At 72.2% G+C, this 20,927-nt stretch carries 22 protein-coding genes; 3 read left to right on the top strand and 19 right to left on the bottom strand.

Features of this window, described 5'->3' with window-relative positions; all coding sequences use genetic code 11:
• Positions 1-2 precede the first annotated feature (2 nt).
• The 8 genes from ACWCP0_RS01450 to tsaB all read right to left on the bottom strand — a co-directional run bounded on the left by ACWCP0_RS01450 (position 3) and on the right by tsaB (position 6,287).
• Complete coding sequence (locus tag ACWCP0_RS01450; protein WP_451076834.1) at positions 3-671, bottom strand: hypothetical protein; 669 nt, start codon at positions 669-671, stop codon at positions 3-5.
• 144 nt (positions 672-815) lie between these two features.
• Positions 816-2,195: an RNA polymerase sigma factor gene (locus ACWCP0_RS01455; protein WP_451076835.1), complete on the bottom strand. Its 1,380-nt coding sequence runs from the start codon at positions 2,193-2,195 to the stop codon at positions 816-818.
• Positions 2,196-2,254: 59 nt separating this feature from the next.
• Positions 2,255-2,611, bottom strand: a complete 357-nt coding sequence (locus ACWCP0_RS01460) for a YciI family protein (protein WP_451076836.1) — start codon at positions 2,609-2,611, stop codon at positions 2,255-2,257.
• A gap of 110 nt (positions 2,612-2,721) precedes the next feature.
• Positions 2,722-3,540 (bottom strand): polysaccharide deacetylase family protein, encoded by an 819-nt coding sequence (locus ACWCP0_RS01465; protein ID WP_451077010.1) that lies wholly within the window; start codon positions 3,538-3,540, stop codon positions 2,722-2,724.
• 167 nt (positions 3,541-3,707) lie between these two features.
• Entirely contained in the window at positions 3,708-4,034 is a 327-nt protein-coding gene (locus ACWCP0_RS01470) for a hypothetical protein (RefSeq protein ID WP_451076837.1), read from the bottom strand.
• On the bottom strand, positions 4,031-5,140 hold the full coding sequence (gene tsaD / locus ACWCP0_RS01475; protein WP_451076838.1) for a tRNA (adenosine(37)-N6)-threonylcarbamoyltransferase complex transferase subunit TsaD: 1,110 nt from the start codon (positions 5,138-5,140) through the stop codon (positions 4,031-4,033). Before tsaD ends, ACWCP0_RS01470 begins: the two co-directional genes overlap by 4 nt.
• A gap of 2 nt (positions 5,141-5,142) precedes the next feature.
• A complete protein-coding gene (gene rimI, locus ACWCP0_RS01480; RefSeq protein WP_451076839.1) occupies positions 5,143-5,637 on the bottom strand; it encodes a ribosomal protein S18-alanine N-acetyltransferase in 495 nt (164 codons plus the stop codon).
• A complete protein-coding gene (gene tsaB, locus ACWCP0_RS01485; RefSeq protein WP_451076840.1) occupies positions 5,634-6,287 on the bottom strand; it encodes a tRNA (adenosine(37)-N6)-threonylcarbamoyltransferase complex dimerization subunit type 1 TsaB in 654 nt (217 codons plus the stop codon). Before tsaB ends, rimI begins: the two co-directional genes overlap by 4 nt.
• 100 nt (positions 6,288-6,387) lie before the next feature.
• On the opposite strand from tsaB, the gene ACWCP0_RS01490 reads away from it, so the two are divergent.
• Positions 6,388-6,948, top strand: a complete 561-nt coding sequence (locus tag ACWCP0_RS01490) for a hypothetical protein (RefSeq protein ID WP_451076841.1) — start codon at positions 6,388-6,390, stop codon at positions 6,946-6,948.
• A gap of 83 nt (positions 6,949-7,031) precedes the next feature.
• Here ACWCP0_RS01490 and ACWCP0_RS01495 read toward each other — a convergent pair whose 3' ends face one another.
• From ACWCP0_RS01495 to glmS, 7 genes are all read right to left on the bottom strand, one after another.
• On the bottom strand, positions 7,032-7,226 hold the full coding sequence (locus ACWCP0_RS01495) for a hypothetical protein (protein WP_451076842.1): 195 nt from the start codon (positions 7,224-7,226) through the stop codon (positions 7,032-7,034).
• Between the two features lie 159 nt (positions 7,227-7,385).
• Positions 7,386-7,898, bottom strand: coding sequence for a tRNA (adenosine(37)-N6)-threonylcarbamoyltransferase complex ATPase subunit type 1 TsaE (tsaE, locus tag ACWCP0_RS01500; protein WP_451076843.1), 513 nt, complete (start codon positions 7,896-7,898; stop codon positions 7,386-7,388).
• Complete coding sequence (locus tag ACWCP0_RS01505; RefSeq protein ID WP_451076844.1) at positions 7,870-9,099, bottom strand: alpha/beta fold hydrolase; 1,230 nt, start codon at positions 9,097-9,099, stop codon at positions 7,870-7,872. The genes tsaE and ACWCP0_RS01505 overlap by 29 nt, the downstream gene beginning before the upstream one ends.
• Positions 9,100-9,136: 37 nt before the next feature.
• Entirely contained in the window at positions 9,137-10,288 is a 1,152-nt protein-coding gene (alr, locus tag ACWCP0_RS01510; protein ID WP_451076845.1) for an alanine racemase, read from the bottom strand.
• A 258-nt stretch (positions 10,289-10,546) separates the two neighbouring features.
• Positions 10,547-11,980 (bottom strand): NAD(P)H-hydrate dehydratase, encoded by a 1,434-nt coding sequence (locus tag ACWCP0_RS01515; protein WP_451076846.1) that lies wholly within the window; start codon positions 11,978-11,980, stop codon positions 10,547-10,549.
• 468 nt (positions 11,981-12,448) lie between these two features.
• Positions 12,449-12,817 carry a holo-ACP synthase gene (locus tag ACWCP0_RS01520; protein ID WP_451076847.1) on the bottom strand — a complete coding sequence of 123 codons (369 nt, stop codon included), beginning with the start codon at positions 12,815-12,817 and terminating at the stop codon, positions 12,449-12,451.
• Complete coding sequence (glmS, locus tag ACWCP0_RS01525; RefSeq protein ID WP_451076848.1) at positions 12,814-14,661, bottom strand: glutamine--fructose-6-phosphate transaminase (isomerizing); 1,848 nt, start codon at positions 14,659-14,661, stop codon at positions 12,814-12,816. Before glmS ends, ACWCP0_RS01520 begins: the two co-directional genes overlap by 4 nt.
• A gap of 184 nt (positions 14,662-14,845) precedes the next feature.
• Between glmS and coaA the strand changes: the two genes are divergently transcribed.
• Both coaA and ACWCP0_RS01535 read left to right on the top strand, forming a co-directional pair.
• The gene (coaA, locus tag ACWCP0_RS01530; RefSeq protein WP_451076849.1) at positions 14,846-15,838 is read left to right on the top strand and encodes a type I pantothenate kinase; all 993 of its coding nucleotides are present in this window, start codon (positions 14,846-14,848) and stop codon (positions 15,836-15,838) included.
• 11 nt (positions 15,839-15,849) lie between these two features.
• Positions 15,850-16,794: a DUF389 domain-containing protein gene (locus ACWCP0_RS01535; protein ID WP_451076850.1), complete on the top strand. Its 945-nt coding sequence runs from the start codon at positions 15,850-15,852 to the stop codon at positions 16,792-16,794.
• On the opposite strand, the gene ACWCP0_RS01540 is transcribed toward ACWCP0_RS01535, so the two are convergent.
• The 4 genes from ACWCP0_RS01540 to rplM all read right to left on the bottom strand — a co-directional run bounded on the left by ACWCP0_RS01540 (position 16,783) and on the right by rplM (position 20,837).
• Positions 16,783-18,195, bottom strand: a complete 1,413-nt coding sequence (locus ACWCP0_RS01540; RefSeq protein WP_451076851.1) for an alpha/beta hydrolase family protein — start codon at positions 18,193-18,195, stop codon at positions 16,783-16,785. The two genes, ACWCP0_RS01535 and ACWCP0_RS01540, sit on opposite strands and share 12 nt — an antisense overlap.
• A gap of 84 nt (positions 18,196-18,279) precedes the next feature.
• Positions 18,280-19,638 (bottom strand): phosphoglucosamine mutase, encoded by a 1,359-nt coding sequence (gene glmM, locus ACWCP0_RS01545; protein ID WP_451076852.1) that lies wholly within the window; start codon positions 19,636-19,638, stop codon positions 18,280-18,282.
• Between the two features lie 191 nt (positions 19,639-19,829).
• Positions 19,830-20,351: a 30S ribosomal protein S9 gene (rpsI, locus tag ACWCP0_RS01550; RefSeq protein WP_351226519.1), complete on the bottom strand. Its 522-nt coding sequence runs from the start codon at positions 20,349-20,351 to the stop codon at positions 19,830-19,832.
• A gap of 42 nt (positions 20,352-20,393) precedes the next feature.
• Positions 20,394-20,837, bottom strand: a complete 444-nt coding sequence (gene rplM, locus ACWCP0_RS01555; protein WP_351226521.1) for a 50S ribosomal protein L13 — start codon at positions 20,835-20,837, stop codon at positions 20,394-20,396.
• Positions 20,838-20,927 lie beyond the last annotated feature (90 nt).

The raw sequence follows: 20,927 nt of genomic DNA on the forward strand, positions 1-20,927 counted from the left end.
GGTCAGCGGTGCAAGCCGCCGGGCGTGTGCGCAGGTGAGGCGGCCGCCGCGGTGCGTGTGGTGAGGCGGACCGCCCAGCGGTAGTGGGTCACCGCCTTCGTGGCGCCGATCAGGGCCGCCACCCAGAGGATGACACCCACGCCCATCAGGTGGGCGACCTCGCCGTACGTCGAGCTGCTGGGGCGCGCGGTCGCCGGGGCCGCGAAGGAGAGCCAGAGGCCGAAGGCGCCGATGAAGAAGGACACCAGGAACCAGCACAGGCGCGGGCCGGGTGCGCGGAAGCGGACGTCCCCCGTCGAGTCGCGGTCCAACGAGGACCACTCGGTGAGCAGTTCACGGCTACGGCGGTCGCGCCTGATGCCGGAGCCGAGGGCGAGAGCGGCCGCGACCATGATGCCGACACCGATCGCTCCGCCGAAGACCATGAAGAGCAGGACCATCGGATCCGGTGGGCCCTGCCCCAGTGAGGTCGGTCCGGCGCCCACGAAGCCCCAGGCCAGCTGCAGCAGGGCGACCACGGCCAGGAACAGCAGCAGCCTCGGCGCTCCGAGGAGCCGCCTGACGAGGTCTCCGAGCACCGCCGCCCGGTCGGCGAGCAGCGCATCGCGATCGGGCCAGGTGCGTACGTGCTCGGGAGGCGGGGGTGGAGGCGGGGGCCTTCGGCGGGACATCCCCCGAGATCATCGGCAGTTGATCATGTGCCGTCAGCCGTCGACGGACTGACGCGCATTGATGACGGCCGCGCCGCCGTAGGAGCGGCCTACCAGCGCCTCGGGTCCCCGCACCTGGCGACCCGAGGCACAGGCGCGGCCTCACTACTCCGCGGTGGGCCGGTCAGGGGCCGTCCGCGCGCCGGGGCGCGACGGCGTGCGCGCCCTCGCCAGCAGCAGCTCCCGCTCCCGGGCGTTGCGGGCCAGCGACGCCGCCCGCTCGAACTCCGTGCGGGCCTCGGCGGTCCGGCCGAGGCGGGCCAGCAGGTCCCCGCGCACGCTCGGCAGCAAGTGGTAGTCCTTCAGGGCGGGTTCGGAGGTGAGGAGATCCACGATCGCGAGGCCCTCCTCCGGTCCTTCGGCCATCGAGACGGCGACCGCGCGGTTCAACTCGACGACCGGGGACGGGGCGACGGCGGCCAGGCGCCCGTACAGCGCGGCGATGGTGGCCCAGTCCGTGTCCGCGTACGTCACGGCCTGCGCGTGGCACGCGGCGATCGCGGCCTGGAGGGCGTACGGGCCGGGCGGGCCGCCCGCCGCGTTCGCGCGGCCGAGCGCCGTGAAGCCACGGCGGATGAGGAGTTGGTTCCAGCGGCGGCGGTTCTGGTCGGCGAGGAGGACGGGCTCGCCGTCGGGCCGGGTGCGGGCCGTCGTACGGGAGGCCTGGAGCTCCAGGAGCGCGGCGAGGCCGTGGACCTCTGGCTCCTTGGGCATGAGCCCGGTGAGGACGCGGGCGAGCCGCAGGGCGTCCTCGCACAGCGCGGGGCGCAGCCAGTCGTCGCCGGCGGTGGCCGCGTATCCCTCGTTGAAGACGAGGTAGATGACCTCGAGCACCGAGGAGAGGCGGGCGGTGCGGTCCTCGCCGTACGGGACCTCGAAGGGCACGCTCGCCTTCGCCAGGGTCCGCTTGGCGCGCACGATGCGCTGCGCGACGGTCGGCTCGGGCACGAGAAAGGCCCGGGCGATCTCCTCGGTGGTGAGGCCGCCGAGCAGGCGCAGCGTGAGCGCGATGCGCGCCTCGGCGGACAGGACCGGGTGACAGGCGGTGAAGACGAGCCGCAGCAGGTCGTCGTCGATGTCGCCGGGGCCGCCGGCGAGGTCGGCGGGGTCCGGTTCGTACGTCGCGGCCGCCGTCTCCAGGTCGCGGCCCATCTCGGCGAGCTTGCGCGCGTAAGTCTCGCGGCGGCGTACGAGATCGATCGCGCGGTGTTTCGCGGTGGCCATGAGCCAGGCGCCCGGATTGTCCGGGACACCCGACTCCGGCCACTGTTCCAGCGCGGCGACCAGAGCGTCCTGCGCGAGTTCCTCGGCGATGCCGATGTCCCGGACGATCCGCGTCACGGCGGCAATGATCCGTGCGGACTCGATCCGGAAGACGGTCTCGACGGACTCGACGGTCCCAGGAGCCCTGCCCGCCTCCCCGGCCCCGCGGACCCCGCCCGCCTCGCCGGCGGTCCCGCCGCCGACCGCGTCTCGTGCGCTCACGGGTACCCATCAGAGCACCCGCGCGGCGCAGCGGCAATCAGCGGCCGGGCCGCCTGGCGTCAGCCCTCCACGATCTCGCGGACCTCACAGGTGACGTTCCAGTGCTCCTCGTGGACCTGCAGGAAACGCTTCGTCCACTCCACCGCCTCGGCCTTGTCCTTGGCCTGGACGATCGCGTAACCGCCGACGACCTCCTTGGCCTCCGTGAACGGCCCGTCGGTGACGGTGAGCTTGCCGCCGGACCAGGTGACGCGGGTGCCCTGCGAGGTCGGGGTGAGCCCGGCGGTGTCCAGCAGGACGCCGGCCTTGGTCATCTCCTCGATCAGGTTCCCCATGCGCTCCATGAGTTCCTGGCTGGGGCCCTCGGCGGGAGCCTCGGCCTCGTTGATACGGACCATCGACAGGTAGCGGGGCATGGTGACTCCTCGGGTCGGGCCGGCGGGGCTGTTCCCCGCCTCTCACCCTGTACGTCGAACGGGAACCGGACCGATCGACACGGCCGCCGAGGTTTTTGGGCCGAGGTTTTCTACAGGTAGTCCTCGAGGCGCGCGACCGTGAAGCCCTGCTCCTGGATGTGGCGCAGCATGTTCACCGTCATCTCGGTCATCGTCCTCCCCTTCAGGTCGGAGGGCCCGCGGAAGTGGGCCAGGACGATGTCGCCGGGGTGCAGCTTCCTGTCGCCGCGCTGGTACTGCATGTTCTTGATCTGCATGGACTCGCGCCACAGCACGATCGCCTCGACGCCGCAGGCCCTGGCGGCGGCGCGGGTGTCCTCGTTCCAGTTGCCGTAGGGCGGGCGGAAAAGGCGGGGGGCGGTGCCGTAGTGCCGCTCCAGCCTGTTCTGCTGGCCGCAGATCTCCCGCTTCTGGGCGGCGGCGCCCAGCGTGCGCAGGTTGGGATGGGTGAGGGTGTGGTTCTGCACACCGTTGCCGAGCTGCCGCAGTTGCTCGAAGTAGCCGTAGTCGGCGCTGATGGCCGCGTCGGTCAGGAACATGGTGAAGGGGATCTTCAGTTCCCTCATCATCGTCACGAACTCCGGGTCCTTCTCGGCCCCGTCGTCGATGGTGATGAAGACGACCTTGTCCTTGGTCGGGATCTCACTGATCACGGGTACGTCGCCGCCCGGACGCAGCGGCACCGGCTTCTTGGCGGGCGGGACCGGCGGAGCGGCGAGCGGCTCGAGGCCCCACTTGCGGTAGGCGGCGGCTGTGCCGGCGGCGGCTGCTCCCGCCTCGGAGTCGGGCCCGGCCGCACGCGGTGACGCGGTCGCGCGCGGCGAAGCCGAGGACCCGGGGGCCGAGGGTGTGGTCGACGACGCCTCCGACGGGGTCGAGCACCCCGACATCAGTCCGGATATCAGCCCTGCCGCGAGCAGTGCCCCGGCAGCCCGCCGCCGCCCCGCGATGTTCCCGCCCACCCCTGCACCTCATGTCCGTACGCCTGAATCGGTCCGCCCTGCTTGATGGCCGAAAGGCATGCGGGGTTGCATGCGCGTGCGGAACTCGTCCGGACTCATCCCATGGGGACGTCCGTGGGGAAGTCCGTGGAGACGTCTGCGGAGACGCCCGCGGAGAAGTCGAGCGACTCGAAGCGCCAGCGGTGCACCGGCCGCGTGATCAGTTCCGCGGCCGGCTCGGGCAGTTCCGGTGGTTCGGGCAGCTCGGCATCGGCCCCCGGCACCTCCCACCAGGTCAGGACCAGGACACGCTCACCCGGCGCCCGGAAGGTCTCCCTCCGCAGCGGCGCGGCGGCAAGGGTCTGCTTCCGCGCCCACTCCAGCAGCTCCGGGCCCCGCCCCTCGGCCGCCCGCGCCTCCCACATCAGCGTGACGACCGTCATGAGTACAGGTTGTCCTTGCTGATCTCGTGCACATGGTCGTGGTCGTGCACATGGCCGTTGTGGTTGCCCGGCACATGAGGTTCCGTCACCGGCAGCGAGGAGTCCGCGGACAGCTCCCAGTCCGAGGCCGGCCGGTTCCTGGCGACCATCTCCGCGCCGAGCGCCGCGACCATCGCCCCGTTGTCCGTGCACAGCTTCGGCCGCGGCACCCGCAGCCGGATCCCGGCCCGCTCGCAGCGCTCCTCCGCGAGCGCACGCAGCCGCGAGTTCGCCGCGACACCGCCGCCGATCATCAGGTGGTCGACGCCCTCGTCCTTGCAGGCCCGCACGGCCTTCCTCGTCAGCACGTCCACCACGGCCTCCTGGAAGGACGCGGCGACATCCCGTACGGGCACGTCCTCGCCCGCGTTCCGCTTGGCCTCGATCCAGCGGGCCACGGCCGTCTTCAGCCCGGAGAAGGAGAAGTCGTACGCGGGATCGCGCGGACCGCTCAGCCCGCGCGGGAACGCGATCGCCGCCGGGTCGCCCTCCTTCGCCAGCCGGTCGATCACGGGACCGCCCGGGAAGCCCAGGTTCAGCACTCTCGCGATCTTGTCGAAGGCCTCGCCCGCCGCGTCGTCGATCGTCGCGCCCAACGGCCGTACGTCGTTCGTGATGTCCGGCGCGAGCAGCAGCGACGAGTGGCCGCCGGAGACCAGGAGCGCCATCGTCGGCTCGGGCAGCGGGCCGTGCTCCAGCTGGTCGACGCAGATGTGCGAGGCCAGGTGGTTCACCCCGTACAGCGGCTTGTCCAGCGCGTACGCGTACGCCTTGGCGGCCGAGACGCCCACCAGCAGCGCGCCCGCGAGCCCGGGGCCCGCCGTCACCGCGATGCCGTCGAGGTCGCGGGCGGTCACTCCCGCGTCCTTCAGGGCGCGCTCGATGGTCGGGACCATCGCCTCCAGATGCGCGCGCGACGCGACCTCGGGCACGACCCCGCCGAAGCGCGCGTGCTCGTCGACGCTGGAGGCGACGGCATCGGCGAGCAGGGTGGTGCCGCGGACGATGCCGACGCCCGTCTCGTCGCAGGACGTCTCGATGCCGAGGACGAGCGGTTCGTCAGCCATGGTTATCTTCCTTGTACGTCGTGTACGTGCAGGCGCATGACGAGGGCGTCGATGTTGCCCGGCTGGTAGTAGCCGCGGCGGAAGCCGATCGGCTCGAAGCCGAAGCGCTCGTACAGCTTCTGGGCGCGGGTGTTGTCCACCCGCACCTCGAGAAGCACCTCGTCGCATTCGAAGGCGGTGGCGTGCTGCAGCAGATCGGTCAGGAGCCGGGAGCCGAGCCCGGTGCCCCACTGGTCGCGGGCGACGGCGATGGTCTGCACGTCGCCGAGTCCGCCGGCTGCGGCGAGGCCCGCGTACCCGACGATCCGGCCGTCGGCGGGGTCGACTGCGGCGACATAGCGGCGGGTGGCGCGCGGGCCGCGGGAGTGCGCCAGCTCGGACCAGAACATCCCGGGCGACCAGGCGTCCTCCGGGAACAGCTCGTGCTCCAGCCTCAGCACCGGCTCGAGGTCCCACCACCGCATCTCGCGCAGCACAGTGGCGGTCGTGGCGGTCATTTCGGCGTGACCACCTTGTAGTTCTTCGGCACCTGGGCGTCCGGGCGGCGCAGATACAGCGGCAGCGGCGGCAGCATCTCCTCGCCCGCCGCCAGCTTCTCGGCGGCGAGCGACGCGAGGGCGGCGGCCGACTGGTGCTCGGGGCCGCGGGCGTCCGGGAAGGTCTCGGGGTAGAGCGCCGCGCCCGCGCCGACGGCCGGAAGCCCGGCGACCTGCTCGGCGATCTCGGCGGGCCGGTCGACGGCCGGCTCACCCATGCGCGTGCGGAAGCCGTCGTAGCGCGCCCAGTAGACCTCCTTGCGGCGCGCGTCCGTCGCCACCACGAAGGGCCCTTCGAGTCCGGACGCGTAGGCGAGTCCGTCGAGCGTGCACAGACCGTGGACCGGAACCCCGAGCGCCGACCCGAACGTCGCGGCGGTCACGAGTCCGACGCGCAGTCCCGTGTACGGTCCGGGGCCCACGCCGACGACGAGATCCGTGACGGCAGCGAGTTTCCGCCCCGCGTCGGCGAGGACGCGGTCGACGGCGGGCAGCAGCAGCTCCCCGTGCCGACGCGCGTCGGTCGAGGTGGCCTCGGCGACGACGGACGCACCGTCGTGGAGGGCGACGGTGACGGCGGGGGTGGCGGTATCAACGGCGAGCAGAAGCACGCAAACAGCCTACGGCCACGCGCGGGGGGCGCGGTTCCCGTACCGTCATGCCGCTGCTGCTAACGTCACCCAGGTACGTGCGTGCGAGAGGGGAGCGAAGGTGGCAAGGAGCAGCTCGGGAACGGTGGCCGGGCTCACCGCTGCGGCCCTCGCCGTGGTCGCGTTCCTCGCCTATCAGGCCTCCGCGAACGTACCCGAGAACCTCGCGAAGCCCTCCGTCGCCGATGCGTCACCCGCCGCACGTCCCTCCGGCGCGGCGGACCAGCCGCAGAAGAACCCGCTGGACCTGCCCGCGAAGTCCGGTACGGGCATGCGCGTCGTCTACGCGCTGACCGAGCAGCGGGTCTGGCTGGTGGACGAGAAGGGGCAGCCGTCGCGCACCTTCGCGGTCATGCCCAGCACGGTGAACCCGCTGCCCGGCGAGTACGTCGTGACCTCGCGGAGCGGCAGCATCCGGGGGTCGGACGGGGTGCAGATCGAGCACGTCGTGCGGTTCGCCAACGTCGACGGCGTGCACGTCGGGTTCAGCGCCGCGGTGGACGGGTCGATGCCGGCCCCGGACCCGGAGAAGAAGACCGGCGGCGTGCGGATGAAGCGCGCGGACGGCGACGCGATGTGGACGTTCGCGACGATCGGCTCCAAGGTCGTCGTCGTCCGGTAACGGCCCGTGGCCCTACGGCAACGCCCGTGACGCCACGGCCGCACCCGTGTGTACACCACTCATCCGTACGCCACTCGTACGGGCTACGCGGCGTTGCGCCGTTCCTTGCTCCGGTCGGTCCCGCCGGGCTCCGGAGTCTCCGCGTCGCGCTCCCGCGGCGGAGTGGAGACCGCGCTGGCCGCCGCGCACGACGCCAGCAGATCCCGCATCGAGAAGGCCGACGGACGCCGCGGCCGCGACTGCGACTGCGGCTGAGCTTCGCGCTCGGACGCCGACATGGATGCCTCCTGGGGCTCCGGGGGCAGGCGTGGTTAGGTTGACCTAACCAGGTCGTGGTATCCATGTGACCACGCCCGGAGCAGCGGACGCAACAGTTTGCCGACGTCTTGTCGGAACGTACACAACCAGCGGGTCGGGCCGGGACCCCGGCGCGCCGGTCAGGCCGTGAGCCCCTCGAGCCCCGCGTCCTCCCAGCGTGTCCCGGTGCCCGTCACGGTGACTGTGCGGCGCTCGTCGTCCGTGTTGCCGACGACCCGGTGGATGACCACCTGCAGCCGGTCGTCGGACAGGTCCTCGACCTTGCCGTCGCCCCACTCCACGACCACCACGGACTCGGGCAGCGAGACGTCGAGATCGAGGTCCTCCATCTCGTCGAGCCCGCCGCCCAGCCGGTACGCGTCGACGTGCACCAGCGCCGGGCCGCCGACCAGCGAGGGGTGCACGCGGGCGATGACGAAGGTCGGGGACGTGACGGCGCCGCGCACGCCCAGGCCCTCTCCGAGGCCGCGCGTCAGCGTCGTCTTGCCCGCGCCGAGCTCACCGGAGAGCAGCACCAGATCGCCGGGCCGCAGCAGCTTCGCGAGCCGGCGGCCCAGCTCGTTCATCTGGTCCGGAGAGGTGAGAGTGAGACGAGCGGCGGCCTCAGCCGCCGGGCTGTGCGGTGCTTCCATACGTGCCAACGTTAGCCGCTGCCGGGACCGCGCCGACCCGGACCAGCAGGTCCGCCAGGCGGTCGGTGACCACCTCGGGGTGCTCCAGCATCACCAGATGCCCGGCGTCCGGCACGATCACCAGCTCCGCGTCGGGCAGCATGTCCGCGATGGCCTCGCTGTGCGAACTGGGCGTGACCAGGTCCCTGTCCCCGGCCAGGACCAGCACCGGGACCTCCTGGAAGATGCCCAGCGCCTCGGCCTTGTCGTGCTCCTGGAACGCCGGGTAGAACTCGGCGACCACATCGATCGGGGTGCCCTCGATCATCCGCTCGGCGAACCGGGCCACCGCCGGGTCCACGTCCTTCGAGCTGAACGAGTACCGCTTGATCAGGCCCGCGAACAGGTCGGCCGTGGCCCTGCGGCCCCGCTCGACCAGCTCTGCCTGCGAACCGAGCGCCCGAAGGACCCCCGGCAGCACACGTCGCACCACATTGACGCCCGCCACCGGCAGGCCGTAGTTCACCTCGCCGAGCCTGCCCGCCGACGTACCGACGAAGGTGACGCCGACGACGCGCTCCCGGATCAGCTCGGGGTAGTGGGCGGCCAGCGCCATCATCGTCATGCCGCCCATCGAGTGGCCGACCAGCACCAGCGGACCCTCGGGCGCCGCCGCGTCGATGACCGCCCTGAGATCGCGGCCCAGCTGGTCGATGGAGACCGGCACGCCGTCCGGGCCCGACTGGGCGGCCCCGCGGCCGGAGCGGCCGTGGCTGCGCTGGTCCCAGTGGACCGTGCGGACCAGGCCGCGCAGCGCGGCCCGCTGGAAGTGCCACGAGTCCTGGCTGAGGCAGTAGCCATGGCTGAAGACGACGGTGACCTGCGCGGGTGACTTGCGGCCGAAGAGCCGTCGCCTGCGCGGCCCGGCGCCACCCGCCTCCGGGTCGACCTCGTCGGTCTCGTAGTAGAGCGCCGTGCCGTCGTCCGCGGTCGCCCGGCCAGGGGTGCCGCGCAGGCCCCCGTAGGGACCGGAGGCGTCCAGCGCCAGCCGGGCCTTGCGGCGCATGCCGCGGCCCACGGTCATCCGCTCTATCGCGACGCCCGCCGCCGCACCGGCGGCGATCACTCCTATGGCGGCGCCGGCGAAGCCTGCCCGGCGCCAGTTGCCCGTAGCCGCGTCGGTCACCGCCGCCGCCACGTCCCCCGCGCTGCTCTCGCTCACCGTGCCGCTCCTACGGGTCCAGGTCTCAGTGGTCTCGTCACTGCTCGTCGATGTAGACGCGCGGGACGCGCGCGCCGATCCGCGTCACGATCTCGTACGCGATGGTGCCGGCCGCCTCGGCCCAGTCCTCGGCGGACGGCTCGCCACGGTCGCCCGGGCCGAACAGCACCGCCTCCGCCCCCTCCTGGACCGTGCTGCCGCCGTCCGGGCCGAGGTCGACCACGAACTGGTCCATCGCGACCCGGCCCGCCACGCGCCGCCACCTGTCCCCGATCAGCACCGGGCCGCGGCCCGACGCGTGCCGGGGGATGCCGTCGGCGTAACCGACGGGGATCAGGCCCAGGGTGGTCTCGCGGTCCGTGACGTAGTGATGCCCGTAGCTGACGCCATGGCCCGCCGGAACGTGCTTGACGAGCGCCACCGAGGCCTTGAGCGTCATCACGGGCCGCAGACCGAGGTCGGCGGGGGCGCCCAGCGCCGGGCTGGGCGAGATGCCGTACACCGCGATGCCCGTGCGCACCAGGTCGAAGTGTGTCTCCGGGAGGGTCAGCGTGGCCGGGGAGTTGGCGATGTGCCGGACCTCGGGCTCGATGCCCTCCTTCTCGGCGTACGCCACCAGGTCCTTGAAGACGGTCAGTTGGGCGGCGATGGAGGGGTGGCCCGGCTCGTCGGCGCACGCGAAGTGCGACCACAGTCCGGTGACGCGCACCGTGCCCGCCTCCTCGGCGGCGCGGGCGGCGGCGACCAGCTCGGCCCAGTCGGCGGGCGGGCAGCCGTTGCGTCCGAGGCCGGTGTCCGCCTTGAGCTGGATCCGGGCCGGACGGCCGGCCTCCCGGGCCGCGCGGGTGACTTCCCGCAGCGCCCACAGGCCGCTCACCGACAGGTCCAGGTCCGCCTCGACACCCGCGCGCCAGGGCCCGCCGGGCGTCCACAGCCAGCACAGCACCCGGCTGCGGATCCCGGCCGCCCGCAGCGCCAGCGCCTCCTCGGGCGTCGCGGTGCCGAGCCAGGTCGCACCCGCCTCGAGCGCGGCCTTCGCGCAGGGCACCATCCCGTGGCCGTACGCGTCCGACTTCACCACGGCCATCACGGCGGCGCGGGGCGCCCGCGCGCGCAGTGCGCGGACGTTGGCGCGCAGCGCGGCGAGGTCGATCTCGGCGCGGGCTCGAAAGGGTGCGTTCTGAGTCATCGCCGTCAGTCTCTCAGAGGCCCACGACAGAGTTCGTACGGCAACGACCACGAGTGGCCCTGGTCACCCGCGTGACGGGTCGGGGCCTCGTGGTTTCGTACGACAAGCATGCGGCCGCCCGGCCGCGCCCGGCAGGCAGGGTCCTTCGGGAGCCCGTCCGGCGGCCGAGGGCCGGTACCGGGGCCAACTGGGGGGTACCGGGCCCGTCTTCGGCCCGTGTGGGGGCGGTCCCGGGGCCCGCGGCGGGCGGCGGGCGCGTCAGGGCGTCCTCGTGTCGCGCCAGGCCCGCGGGATCGCCCCGGCGACGTCATGGGCCGACACCGGGGCGTCGTGGGAGCCGAGACGGGCCGCGAGCCCGTGCAGATACGCGGCCACGGATGCGGCGTCGAACGGCGCGAGACCCGCCGCGAGCAGGGACCCGCCCAGCCCGGACAGCACATCCCCGCTCCCGGCGGTGGCCAGCCAGGACGTGCCGGTCGGGTTCACCCGGACCGGGCGGCGCGGATCCGGGTCCGCCACGAGGGTCGTGGAGCCCTTGAGCAGCACCGTGGCCCCGTACTTGGCGGCCAGCGCCCGTACGGAGACGAGCCGCGCCCCCTCGACCTCCTCGCGCGACACGCCGAGCAGCGCGGCGGCCTCGCCCGCGTGCGGGGTGAGCAGCGTCGGGGCGGTACGGGCCCGCACGGCGGCCGGGTCCAGGGCGCGGAGCCCGTCCGCGTCGACCAGCACCGGTACGTCGGAGTCCAGCACCTCGCCCACGCCGGGCGCGTCGCCCAGGCCTGGCCCGACGACCCAGGCCTGGACGCGGCCCGCCTTCGACGGGGGCCAGCCGTGGACCAGCGCCTCGGGGAAGCGGGCGATGACGGCGTCGGCGCCGGGGCCCACGTACCGCACGGCGCCCGCGCCGCCGCGCAGCGCGCCCGCCACGGCGAGCACGGCCGCCCCCGGGTAGCGCGCGGACCCGGCGACGACGCCCACGACCCCGCGACGGTACTTGTCGCTCTCCGCGGCAGGCACCGGCAACAACTGGCCCACGTCCGCGTGTTGCAGGGCCTCCAGCTCCGGCGCGGAGGGCAGATGCGGCTCGAGCCCGATGTCGACGAGCCGTACGGCGCCCGCGTACTCCCGCGCGGGATCGATCAGGAGGCCCGGCTTGTACGTCCCGAACGTGACCGTCGCGTCGGCCCGCAGCGCCTCGCCCGCGACCTCGCCCGTGTCCGCCTCGATCCCGCTCGGCAGGTCGACGGCGACGACCATCGCGTGGGACCCGCGTGCCGCGCGCGCGACCGGTACGGCGTCGGGCCGCAGGCCGCCGTGTCCGCCGATGCCCGTGATCCCGTCGAGCACCAGGTCCGCCACGGCCAGCACCTCGTACGGGTCGTCGGCGACCCGGCCCCCGGCCTTCAGCAGTGCCGCGAGCGCGGCCCGGTGGGCGCGGTCGGGCGTGAGCAGTACAGCGTTCACGCCGGCGCCGCGCCGGGCGAGCCTGGCCCCGGCGTACAGGGCGTCGCCCCCGTTGTCGCCGCTCCCCGCCAGGACCACGACCCTGGCCCCGTACACCCTCCCGAGCAGCCCGGCGGCCGCGGCGGCGAGGCCGGCGGCGGCCCGCTGCATGAGCGCGCCCTCCGGCAACCGGGCCATCAACTCGGCCTCGGCGGCCCGTACGGTCTCCACGCTGTAGGCATGACGCATGCTCAGAAGCATGCCGTGCGGTGCCCTCCGGGGCCACGCCGCCGTGCCCGAAACGCACGGGTACCGGCCGGGCCGCCCGGGTGTCCGCGGTGCCGGGCCTGCCCGGTACTCGTCGATCGCCGTCCGGGGCCGCTCCGCGGGCTGACCCCGGTGGGCGTGGTTCCGCCACCACCGGCCTGCAGCCGGGAGCGGACCTGGGGCGGGGCCGTGCTGGGTCGCCCCCGCAGAGATCGGGCGGTGGTGCCGGACGACGCGTACCCACCGATTTCGAGGAGGCGAGCCCGGAGGGGCCCCGCACCACCACCCACCGGCAGCAGCCGCAACAAGCCCGTCCGGGGATCCCCCCACGCCGCGGGGCGTAGGGGGAGTTCGAGGACGGACACCCGGGCCCACCCGGCGGCACCCGCCGACCCCGCACCGCGGGAGGCACCGGCAACGACGTCGCACCCCGAACCGCCGGAGCCCCCGTCACCCCTCCGCGATCACCACCGCCGACGCCACGCCCGCGTCGTGGCTGAGCGAGACGTGCCAGGACCGCACCCCCCGCGCCTCCGCAGCCGCCGCCACGGTCCCCCGGACCCGCAGCCGCGGCCTGCCGGAATCCTCGACGTACACCTCGCAGTCCGTCCAGAGCAGCCCGGCCGGGGCGCCCAGCGCCTTCGCGACCGCCTCCTTCGCGGCGAAGCGGACCGCGAGCGAGGCGACCCCGCGCCGCGCCCCGCTCGGCAGGAACAGCTCGCTCTCGAGGAACAGCCGGTCCGCCAGCCCCGGCGTCCGCCGCAGCGCATCCTCGAACCGGTCGATCTCGGCGACGTCGATCCCCACCCCGATGATCATTCGACGGTGACCGACTTCGCCAGGTTCCGCGGCTGGTCCACCTCATTGCCGCGCGCCGTCGCCAGCTCGCACGCGAACACCTGCAGCGGCACCGTCGCGACCAGCGGCTGCAGCAGCGCGGGAGTCGCCGGGACACGGATCAGATGATCCGCGTACGGCGCCACCACCTCGTCGCCCTCCTCGGCGATCACGATCGTCCGCGCTCCTCGCGCCCGGATCTCCTGGATGTTCGACACGATCTTGTCGTGCAGGACGGACCGGCTCCGCGGCGACGGCACGACCACCACCACCGGAAGGTCATCCTCGATCAGCGCGATCGGCCCGTGCTTGAGCTCGCCCGCCGCGAAGCCCTCCGCGTGCATGTAGGCCAGCTCCTTGAGCTTGAGCGCTCCCTCCAGGGCGACCGGGTACCCCACGTGCCGCCCCAGGAAGAGGACGGTGTTCTTGTCCACGAGCGACCGTGCCAGCTCACGCACGGGCTCCATCGTCTCCAGGACCCGGTCGACCTCGCCGGCGATCTTGGAGAGGTCGCGGATGACGGCGCGGATCTCGTCCCCCCACTTGGTGCCCCGGACCTGCCCCAGGTACAGCGCCACCAGATAGCACGCCACCAGCTGCGTCAGGAAGGCCTTCGTCGACGCGACCGCGACCTCGGGGCCCGCGTGCGTGTAGAGCACGGCGTCGGACTCGCGCGGAATCGTCGACCCGTTGGTGTTGCAGATGGCCAGGACCCTCGCGCCCTGCTCGCGCGCGTGCCGCAGCGCCATCAGCGTGTCCATGGTCTCGCCGGACTGCGAGATCGCGATCACGAGTGTCCGCTGGTCGAGGATCGGATCCCGGTAGCGGAACTCGCTCGCCAGCTCGACCTCGCACGGAATGCGCGTCCAGTGCTCGATCGCGTACTTGGCGATCATCCCCGCGTGGAAGGCCGTACCGCACGCCACGATCACGACCTTCTGCGCTTCCCTGAGCACCCAGTCCGGGATCCGCAGTTCGTCCAGGGTCAGCGACCCGTTCGCGTCGATCCGCCCGAGGAGGGTGTCGGCGACCGCCTTCGGCTGCTCGGCGATCTCCTTGAGCATGAAGTAGTCGTAGCCGCCCTTCTCCGCTGCGGAGGCGTCCCAGTCCACGTGGTACGTCCGCACCTCGGCCGGCGCGCCGTCGAAGTCGGTCACGGTGACGGCGTCGCGCCGCAGTTCGACCACCTGGTCCTGGCCCAGCTCGATCGCGGAGCGCGTGTACGCGATGAACGCCGCGACGTCCGAGGCGAGGAAGGCCTCCCCCTCCCCCACGCCCACGACCAGCGGCGAATTGCGACGGGCCCCCACGACCACGTCCGGCTCGTCCGCGTGCACCGCGACCAGCGTGAACGCGCCCTCCAGCCGGCGGCACACCAGCCGCATCGCCTCCGCCAGCTCACCGCAGGAGGAGAACTCCTCGGCGAGCAGATGCGCGACGACCTCGGTGTCGGTCTCGGACGCGAGCTCGTGCCCGCGCTCGGTCAACTCGGCACGCAGCGCCGCGAAGTTCTCGATGATGCCGTTGTGGACGACGGCGACGCGTCCTGCGTTGTCCAGATGCGGATGCGCGTTGGCGTCGGTCGGCCCGCCGTGGGTGGCCCACCGGGTGTGCCCGATGCCCGTCGAACCGCTCGGCAGCGGCCGGTCGACCAGCTCCTTCTCCAGGTTCAGGAGCTTGCCCGCCTTCTTGGCCCCGGCCAGCCCGCCGTCGGCGAGCACGGCGACGCCCGCCGAGTCGTACCCCCGGTATTCGAGCCGCTTGAGCCCCGCGATCACGACATCGAGCGCGGACTGCGCTCCCACATAACCCACGATTCCGCACATGGCCGCAGCCTACGGCGTACCGCGCGCGCCGCCCCGGACCCGGGGTGCGGCTGTCCCTGCCCGCCGCCGCCCGCCGCACTGTGACGTACTCCACCCACATTCCTGTCCGGCGTGTCCACAGACGCCCCCCGGGCGTGAGCGACGCCACGCCGCACTCCGTCCGGCCTGGGCCGACAATGAGCGTGTGATCACTTCGCCGCCACGAAGCCGCAGGCCCGACAGGACAGAGACGTCCCCCTACGTCGACCTCACCCGGGACGAGTGGAGCGCCCTCCGCGAGAGGACCCCGCTCCCGCTGACCGCCGCCGAGGTCGAGCAGCTGCGAGGGCTCGGTGACGTCATCGACCTCGACGAGGTGCGGGACATCTACCTGCCGCTCTCCCGGCTGCTCAATCTGTACGTCGGCGCCACGGCCAATCTCCGCGGCGCGCTCAACACCTTCCTCGGCGAGGCCGGCAACGGCCACGGCACCCAGCGCGGCACGCCGTTCGTCATAGGCGTCGCGGGCTCCGTCGCCGTCGGCAAGTCCACCGTCGCCCGTCTGCTCCAGGCCCTGCTCGCCCGCTGGCCCGAGCACCCGCGCGTCGAACTCGTCACCACCGACGGGTTCCTGTACCCGATGAAGGAGCTCCAGGCCCGCGGCCTGATGTCGCGGAAGGGTTTCCCCGAGTCGTACGACCGGCGCGCGCTCACCCGTTTCGTCGCCGACATCAAGGCGGGCAAGGACGAGGTCACCGCCCCCGTCTACTCGCACCTCATCTACGACATCGTGCCCGGCGAGCGCCTCACCGTCCGCCGCCCCGACATCCTCATCGTCGAGGGACTCAACGTCCTCCAGCCGGCGCTCCCCGGCAGCGACGGCCGCACCCGCGTCGGGCTCGCCGACTACTTCGACTTCTCCGTGTACGTCGACGCGCGGCCCGAGGACATCGAGTCCTGGTACCTCAACCGCTTCCGCAAGCTCCGCGAGACGGCCTTCCAGGACCCGTCCTCGTACTTCCGGAGGTACACCCAGGTGTCGGAGGAAGAGGCGCTGGACTACGCCCGCACCATGTGGCGCACGATCAACGGGGTCAATCTGCTGGAGAACGTCGCTCCGACCAGGGGACGTGCCACGCTGGTCGTGCGCAAGGGCCCGGACCACAAGGTCCAGCGCCTGTCCCTTCGCAAACTCTGAGGAGCCCTCGCGTGCTGCACCTGCGCCTGATCGTCCCGCCGGACCGCACCGACGAGGTCGTGCGTACCGTCGAGAAGACGGTCGGTACGACCCACCTCGCCGTGCTGACGGGCGCCGCCCGCAACCCGTCGGGCGATCTGGTGCTCTGTGACGTGGCACGCGAGGCCGGCGACGAGCTGATCGGCCGCCTCCGAAAACTCGGCCTGGACAAGGACGGCTCCATCGCCGTCGAGAGCATCGATCTGTCGCTGTCCAAGCGCGCCGACAAGGCGGAGGAAGAGGCTCCGGGCGAGGGCGCGGACGCGGTCCTGTGGGAGCAGCTGTCGGACGCGACGCACGAGGAGTCGACGCTCTCGTTCACCTACATGGCGTTCCTGGCGCTGGCGACGATGATCGCCGCGTGCGGTGTGGTGCTCGACAACGCGATCCTCATCGTGGGCGCGATGGCCGTCGGCCCGGAGTTCGGCCCGCTCGCCGGGTTCAGTACGGCGATGGTGCAGCGTCTGCCGCGGCTGGCGTGGCGCTCCCTGGCGGCACTGATCGTGGGCTTCGCGGTGGCGATGGTGGTGACGGTCCTCTTCAGCTACTTCATGGACGGCGCCGGACTCTTCGAGCGCGCGATGCTGAAGGCCGACCGGCCCAACACGGGCTTCATCTACGACCCCGACGCGTTCTCGTTCGTTGTCGCGGTGCTCGCGGGCATCGCCGGCACGCTCTCGCTCACCTCGGCGAAATCCGGCGCCCTGGTGGGCGTGGCCATCTCCGTGACGACGGTCCCGGCGGCGGCCAACGCGGCGGTGGCGCTCAGCTACGGCGAGTACGGCCAGGCCTGGGGCTCCGCCGAGCAGCTGCTGCTCAATCTGCTCGGCATCATCCTCGCCGGCACGCTCACGCTGTTCGCCCAGAAGTGGCTGTGGTCGCGCCAGCGGAGGCGTGCAAGGGAGTCAGCGGCCTGACAGCGTCTCGTCGAGCCAGTCGAAGACGACCTCGCAGTGCTGCTGCGGGGCCATCGGTGAGCAGTGCAGTTGCGCGCCGGTGGCCGCGGTGAGCTTCACGTAGTCCTTGGGCGAGGTCAGCTTGTCGAACATCTGGCGTGCCTGGCCCGGGTAGAACTGCTCGTACTCGTAGTCCAGGACCAGCGTGGGCATCTTGATGCGGCCCACGACACCCGTGATGTCCAGCGACTCGATGAGCTTCGCGGGGGTGTAGAAGTCGGTGAAGATCTTGCCCTCACGGGCGTCGAGCATCGCCGGCACGGAGAAGGGCTCGAAGCGCTTCTTCAGCGTCGCGGCATCGGCCGGAGGCAGCTCGGGGACGACCTCCTTGTTCCAGATGTTGTTGGTCTCCGCCTTGCTCGGGGTGAGGATCTCCCGGATCTCCGGCGGAAAGCCCAGCCACGGCGTCAGGCAGCCGGGCATCGCCACCAGAGCGGCGATCCTGTCCTCGAAGGCCGCGGCCCGGGGCGCAAGGTCGCCCGCCATGCTCAGTCCGGTCAGGCCGATCTTGTCGGCGTCGACGTCCGGGCGGGCGGCCAGCCAGTCGACGAGCGGGGTGACGACCTTCTCCCAGGTCGGAGTGAAGACCACCTGGTCCACGAAGAGCAGCTGCCCCTGGCCGGGCCCGTCGTACACGAGGGCGTTCCAGCCGCGGTCCAGGGCGGCCGGGACACCGTAGGTCCACATGTCGACGTTCTGCCCGTCGCTGCCGTTCGTGAGGATCACGGTGGGGCGGCGCCGACCGGACTCGTCCGGCCGGAAGAACCACACCGGCAGCGGTGTCGCCCCGTACGGGACGGTCGTCTTCAACGGTGCCGGGTCGCACAGGTCGCAGAACTTGTCCCAGGCGCCGCGCCCGGCCTTGTACAGCTGCTCCTCGCTGCCGGGGTCGTCGGAGCCGAGGACGAAGAACAGCGCCTGGCCGTAGTACTGCGCGGCCCGAAGCGCTCGGAAGCGCGTGGTCCGGTCGTCGGGCTTGCCGCCCTCGGGCGCCGCCATGAGCTGGTCGCCGAGCTTCTTGAAGGTCTCGACGTACGTCTGCGAGGAGAGGCCGGCCTTGTTGATCGTGTTGACGGCGGTGAGCACCTCGCCCACCTCACCGGCGCCCGAACCGGCGCCACCCAGCGCCATGAGCCCGTTGAAGTTGAACGCCGGGTCCTTGAAGAGCGTCATCACGCCGGGGGTGGGACCACCCGCCTGGGCGGAGGCCGACGCCGTGGGACTGGGTGTGGGCGCGGCCGCGGGCGACGCGCCGGACGGTGTGCACCCGGCGGCCAGCACGGCACCGGCCCCTCCGACGAGCCCGGCGAGCGCGGTACGGCGGCTGGGTCCGGCGGCGCGATCACCTGATACGTACGTCATGCCAGCCGAACGTACGAGCCGCGCCTCCGGGCCCCTCTTCGCGACACCGGCCGTTCCCCCGTACGGCTTGTGCGGCGTCCTCCGTCAGCCCAGCGCAGACTTCACCGCGTCGGCCAGCCGACCCGCCACCGACCGTGCCTGGTCGATGTCCGCGGCCTCGACCATCACGCGGACGAGGGGCTCGGTTCCGGACGGGCGCAGCAGCACCCGGCCCGTGGAGCCGAGCTCGCGCTCCGCGTCGGTGACCGCCGCCGCCAGGTCGTCCGAGGTCGCGACGCGCGACTTGTCGACGTCCGGGACGTTGATCAGGACCTGCGGCAGGCGGTCCATCACACCGGCCAGCTCCGCCAGCGAGCGCCCCGTCGCCGCGATCCGCGCCGCCAGCATCAGACCGGTCAGCGTGCCGTCGCCGGTCGTCGCGTGGTCGAGGACGATGACGTGGCCGGACTGCTCGCCGCCGAGGGCGTACCCGTGCTCCTTCATCGACTCCAGGACGTAGCGGTCGCCGACCGCCGTCTGCACCAGCTCGATGCCCTCGCGCTCCATCGCCAGCTTGAAGCCGAGGTTCGACATGACGGTCGCGACGACGGTGTTCCCGCGCAGCGTGCCCGCCTCGCGCATGGCCAGGGCCAGCACGGCCAGGATCTGGTCGCCGTCGATCTCGTTGCCCCGGGCGTCCACGGCAAGGCAGCGGTCGGCGTCACCGTCGTGGGCGATGCCCAGGTCCGCCCGGTGCTCGACGACCGCGGCCTTCAGCAGGCCCAGGTGGGTCGAGCCGCAGTTGTCGTTGATGTTGAGCCCGTCCGGCTCGGCGCCGATCGTGACGATCTCCGCGCCGGCCCGCGCGAACGCCTCGGGCGAGACCCGGGCCGCCGCACCGTGCGCCTCGTCGAGGACGACCTTCAGCCCGTCGAGCCGGTTCGGCAGGACCGCGATCAGGTGGGCGACGTACTTGTCGAAGCCCTCGTCGTAGTCGCGCACACGGCCCACCCCGGCGCCCGTCGGCCGGTCCCACGGGGCGCCGGTGCGGTGCTCCTCGTACACGGACTCGATACGGTCCTCCAGCTCGTCGGCCAGCTTGTGGCCGCCGCGCGCGAAGAACTTGATGCCGTTGTCGGGCATGGCGTTGTGGCTCGCGGAGAGCATCACGCCGAGGTCGGCGCCCAGCGCGCCGGTGAGGTACGCCACAGCGGGGGTGGGCAGCACACCGACGCGCAGGACGTCCACGCCCGCGCTCGCGAGACCCGCCACGACGGCGGCCTCCAGGAACTCCCCGGACGCGCGGGGATCACGCCCGACCACCGCCGTCGGCCGATGGCCCTCGAACGTGCCCGCCTCGGCGAGCACGTGCGCCGCCGCGACCGACAGACCGAGCGCGAGCTCCGCCGTCAGATCCGCGTTGGCGACACCGCGCACACCGTCCGTGCCGAAGAGTCGTCCCACTGGTGTCCTCCGAAAATGCTCCGAAAACGAGGGGCCTCGTAGCGTTGTCCTGTGTTTATACGCCCGAGGCATCGAGTTGTGTCACCCCGGGGGGTCACCCCGGGTCCGTTTCCGTCCGTTCAAACGGAACGCCCCGGCAGCACGGAGTGCCGCCGGGGCGAACGTATGCCGTATGTGGCAAGCAGGCGGGATTAGCGCTTGCTGTACTGCGGCGCCTTACGGGCCTTCTTCAGACCGGCCTTCTTGCGCTCGACCGCGCGGTCGTCGCGGCTCAGGAAGCCGGCCTTCTTCAGCGGGCCGCGGTTGTTGTCCACGTCCGCCTCGTTCAGCGCGCGGGCCACGCCGAGGCGCAGGGCGCCGGCCTGGCCGGAGACGCCGCCACCCGAGATGCGGGCGATGACGTCGTAGCGGTTGTCGAGCTCGAGCACCTTGAAGGGCTCGTTGACTTCCTGCTGGTGCACCTTGTTGGGGAAGTAGTCCTCAAGGGTGCGACCGTTGATCTTCCACTTGCCGGTGCCCGGAACGATCCGGACGCGGGCGATGGCGTTCTTCCGACGGCCGAGGCCGGCGGCCGGCTGCGGCTCGCCGAAGCGGGACGCGAGCGACTCGCTGGTGTACTCGCCCTCGACGGGGGTCTCGGACTCGAAGGTGGTGACCTCTGCGTAGGTCTCTTCGCCCTCGAGCGGAACTTCGGTGGTGGTCTCGTCGGCCACGATTCTCCTCAGAATTCTCTTCGTCTTAGGGGGTGGCCGGACTTACTGCGCGACCTGGGTGATCTCGAACGGGACCGGCTGCTGAGCAGCGTGCGGGTGGTTCTCGCCCGCGTAGACCTTCAGCTTCGAGAGCATCTGACGGCCCAGGGTGTTCTTGGGGAGCATGCCCTTGACGGCCTTCTCGACGGCCTTCTCGGGGTTCTTCTCGAGGAGCTCGTCGTAGCGGATGGAACGCAGACCACCCGGGTAGCCGGAGTGGCGGTACGCCATCTTCTGGGTCCGCTTGTTGCCGGACAGGTGCACCTTGTCGGCGTTGATGATGATGACGAAGTCACCAGCGTCAACGTGCGGCGCGTAGATCGGCTTGTGCTTGCCCCGCAGAAGGGTGGCGGCAGTGGTCGCCAGACGACCCAGGACGACGTCCCGGGCATCGATGACGTGCCACTGGCGGGTGACATCGCCGGGCTTGGGGCTGTACGTACGCACGGTCGTAGCCTTCGCTTCTCAGTGTTGGGGTATCCCCAAGCCCTAGGGCTTAGGGGAAGGGTCCTAAGGCCACCCGGACGATCACGACAG

It is taken from the genome of Streptomyces sp. NPDC001970, from assembly GCF_053594115.1.

Excerpts from the sequence above, each read along its gene's own strand:
- ACWCP0_RS01520 (WP_451076847.1), bottom strand. The coding sequence starts at position 12,817 with ATGATCATCGGGGTGGGGATCGACGTCGCCGAGATCGACCGGTTCGAG.
- alr (WP_451076845.1), bottom strand. The coding sequence starts at position 10,288 with ATGACTCAGAACGCACCCTTTCGAGCCCGCGCCGAGATCGACCTCGCC.
- ACWCP0_RS01470 (WP_451076837.1), bottom strand. The coding sequence starts at position 4,034 with ATGACGGTCGTCACGCTGATGTGGGAGGCGCGGGCGGCCGAGGGGCGG.
- tsaD (WP_451076838.1), bottom strand. The coding sequence starts at position 5,140 with ATGGCTGACGAACCGCTCGTCCTCGGCATCGAGACGTCCTGCGACGAG.
- ACWCP0_RS01540 (WP_451076851.1), bottom strand. The coding sequence starts at position 18,195 with ATGACGTACGTATCAGGTGATCGCGCCGCCGGACCCAGCCGCCGTACC.
- ACWCP0_RS01450 (WP_451076834.1), bottom strand. The coding sequence starts at position 671 with ATGTCCCGCCGAAGGCCCCCGCCTCCACCCCCGCCTCCCGAGCACGTA.
- ACWCP0_RS01495 (WP_451076842.1), bottom strand. The coding sequence starts at position 7,226 with ATGTCGGCGTCCGAGCGCGAAGCTCAGCCGCAGTCGCAGTCGCGGCCG.
- ACWCP0_RS01465 (WP_451077010.1), bottom strand. The coding sequence starts at position 3,540 with ATGTCGGGGTGCTCGACCCCGTCGGAGGCGTCGTCGACCACACCCTCG.
- tsaE (WP_451076843.1), bottom strand. The coding sequence starts at position 7,898 with ATGGAAGCACCGCACAGCCCGGCGGCTGAGGCCGCCGCTCGTCTCACT.
- ACWCP0_RS01515 (WP_451076846.1), bottom strand. The coding sequence starts at position 11,980 with ATGCGTCATGCCTACAGCGTGGAGACCGTACGGGCCGCCGAGGCCGAG.
- rimI (WP_451076839.1), bottom strand. The coding sequence starts at position 5,637 with ATGACCGCCACGACCGCCACTGTGCTGCGCGAGATGCGGTGGTGGGAC.
- ACWCP0_RS01460 (WP_451076836.1), bottom strand. The coding sequence starts at position 2,611 with ATGCCCCGCTACCTGTCGATGGTCCGTATCAACGAGGCCGAGGCTCCC.
- glmS (WP_451076848.1), bottom strand. The coding sequence starts at position 14,661 with ATGTGCGGAATCGTGGGTTATGTGGGAGCGCAGTCCGCGCTCGATGTC.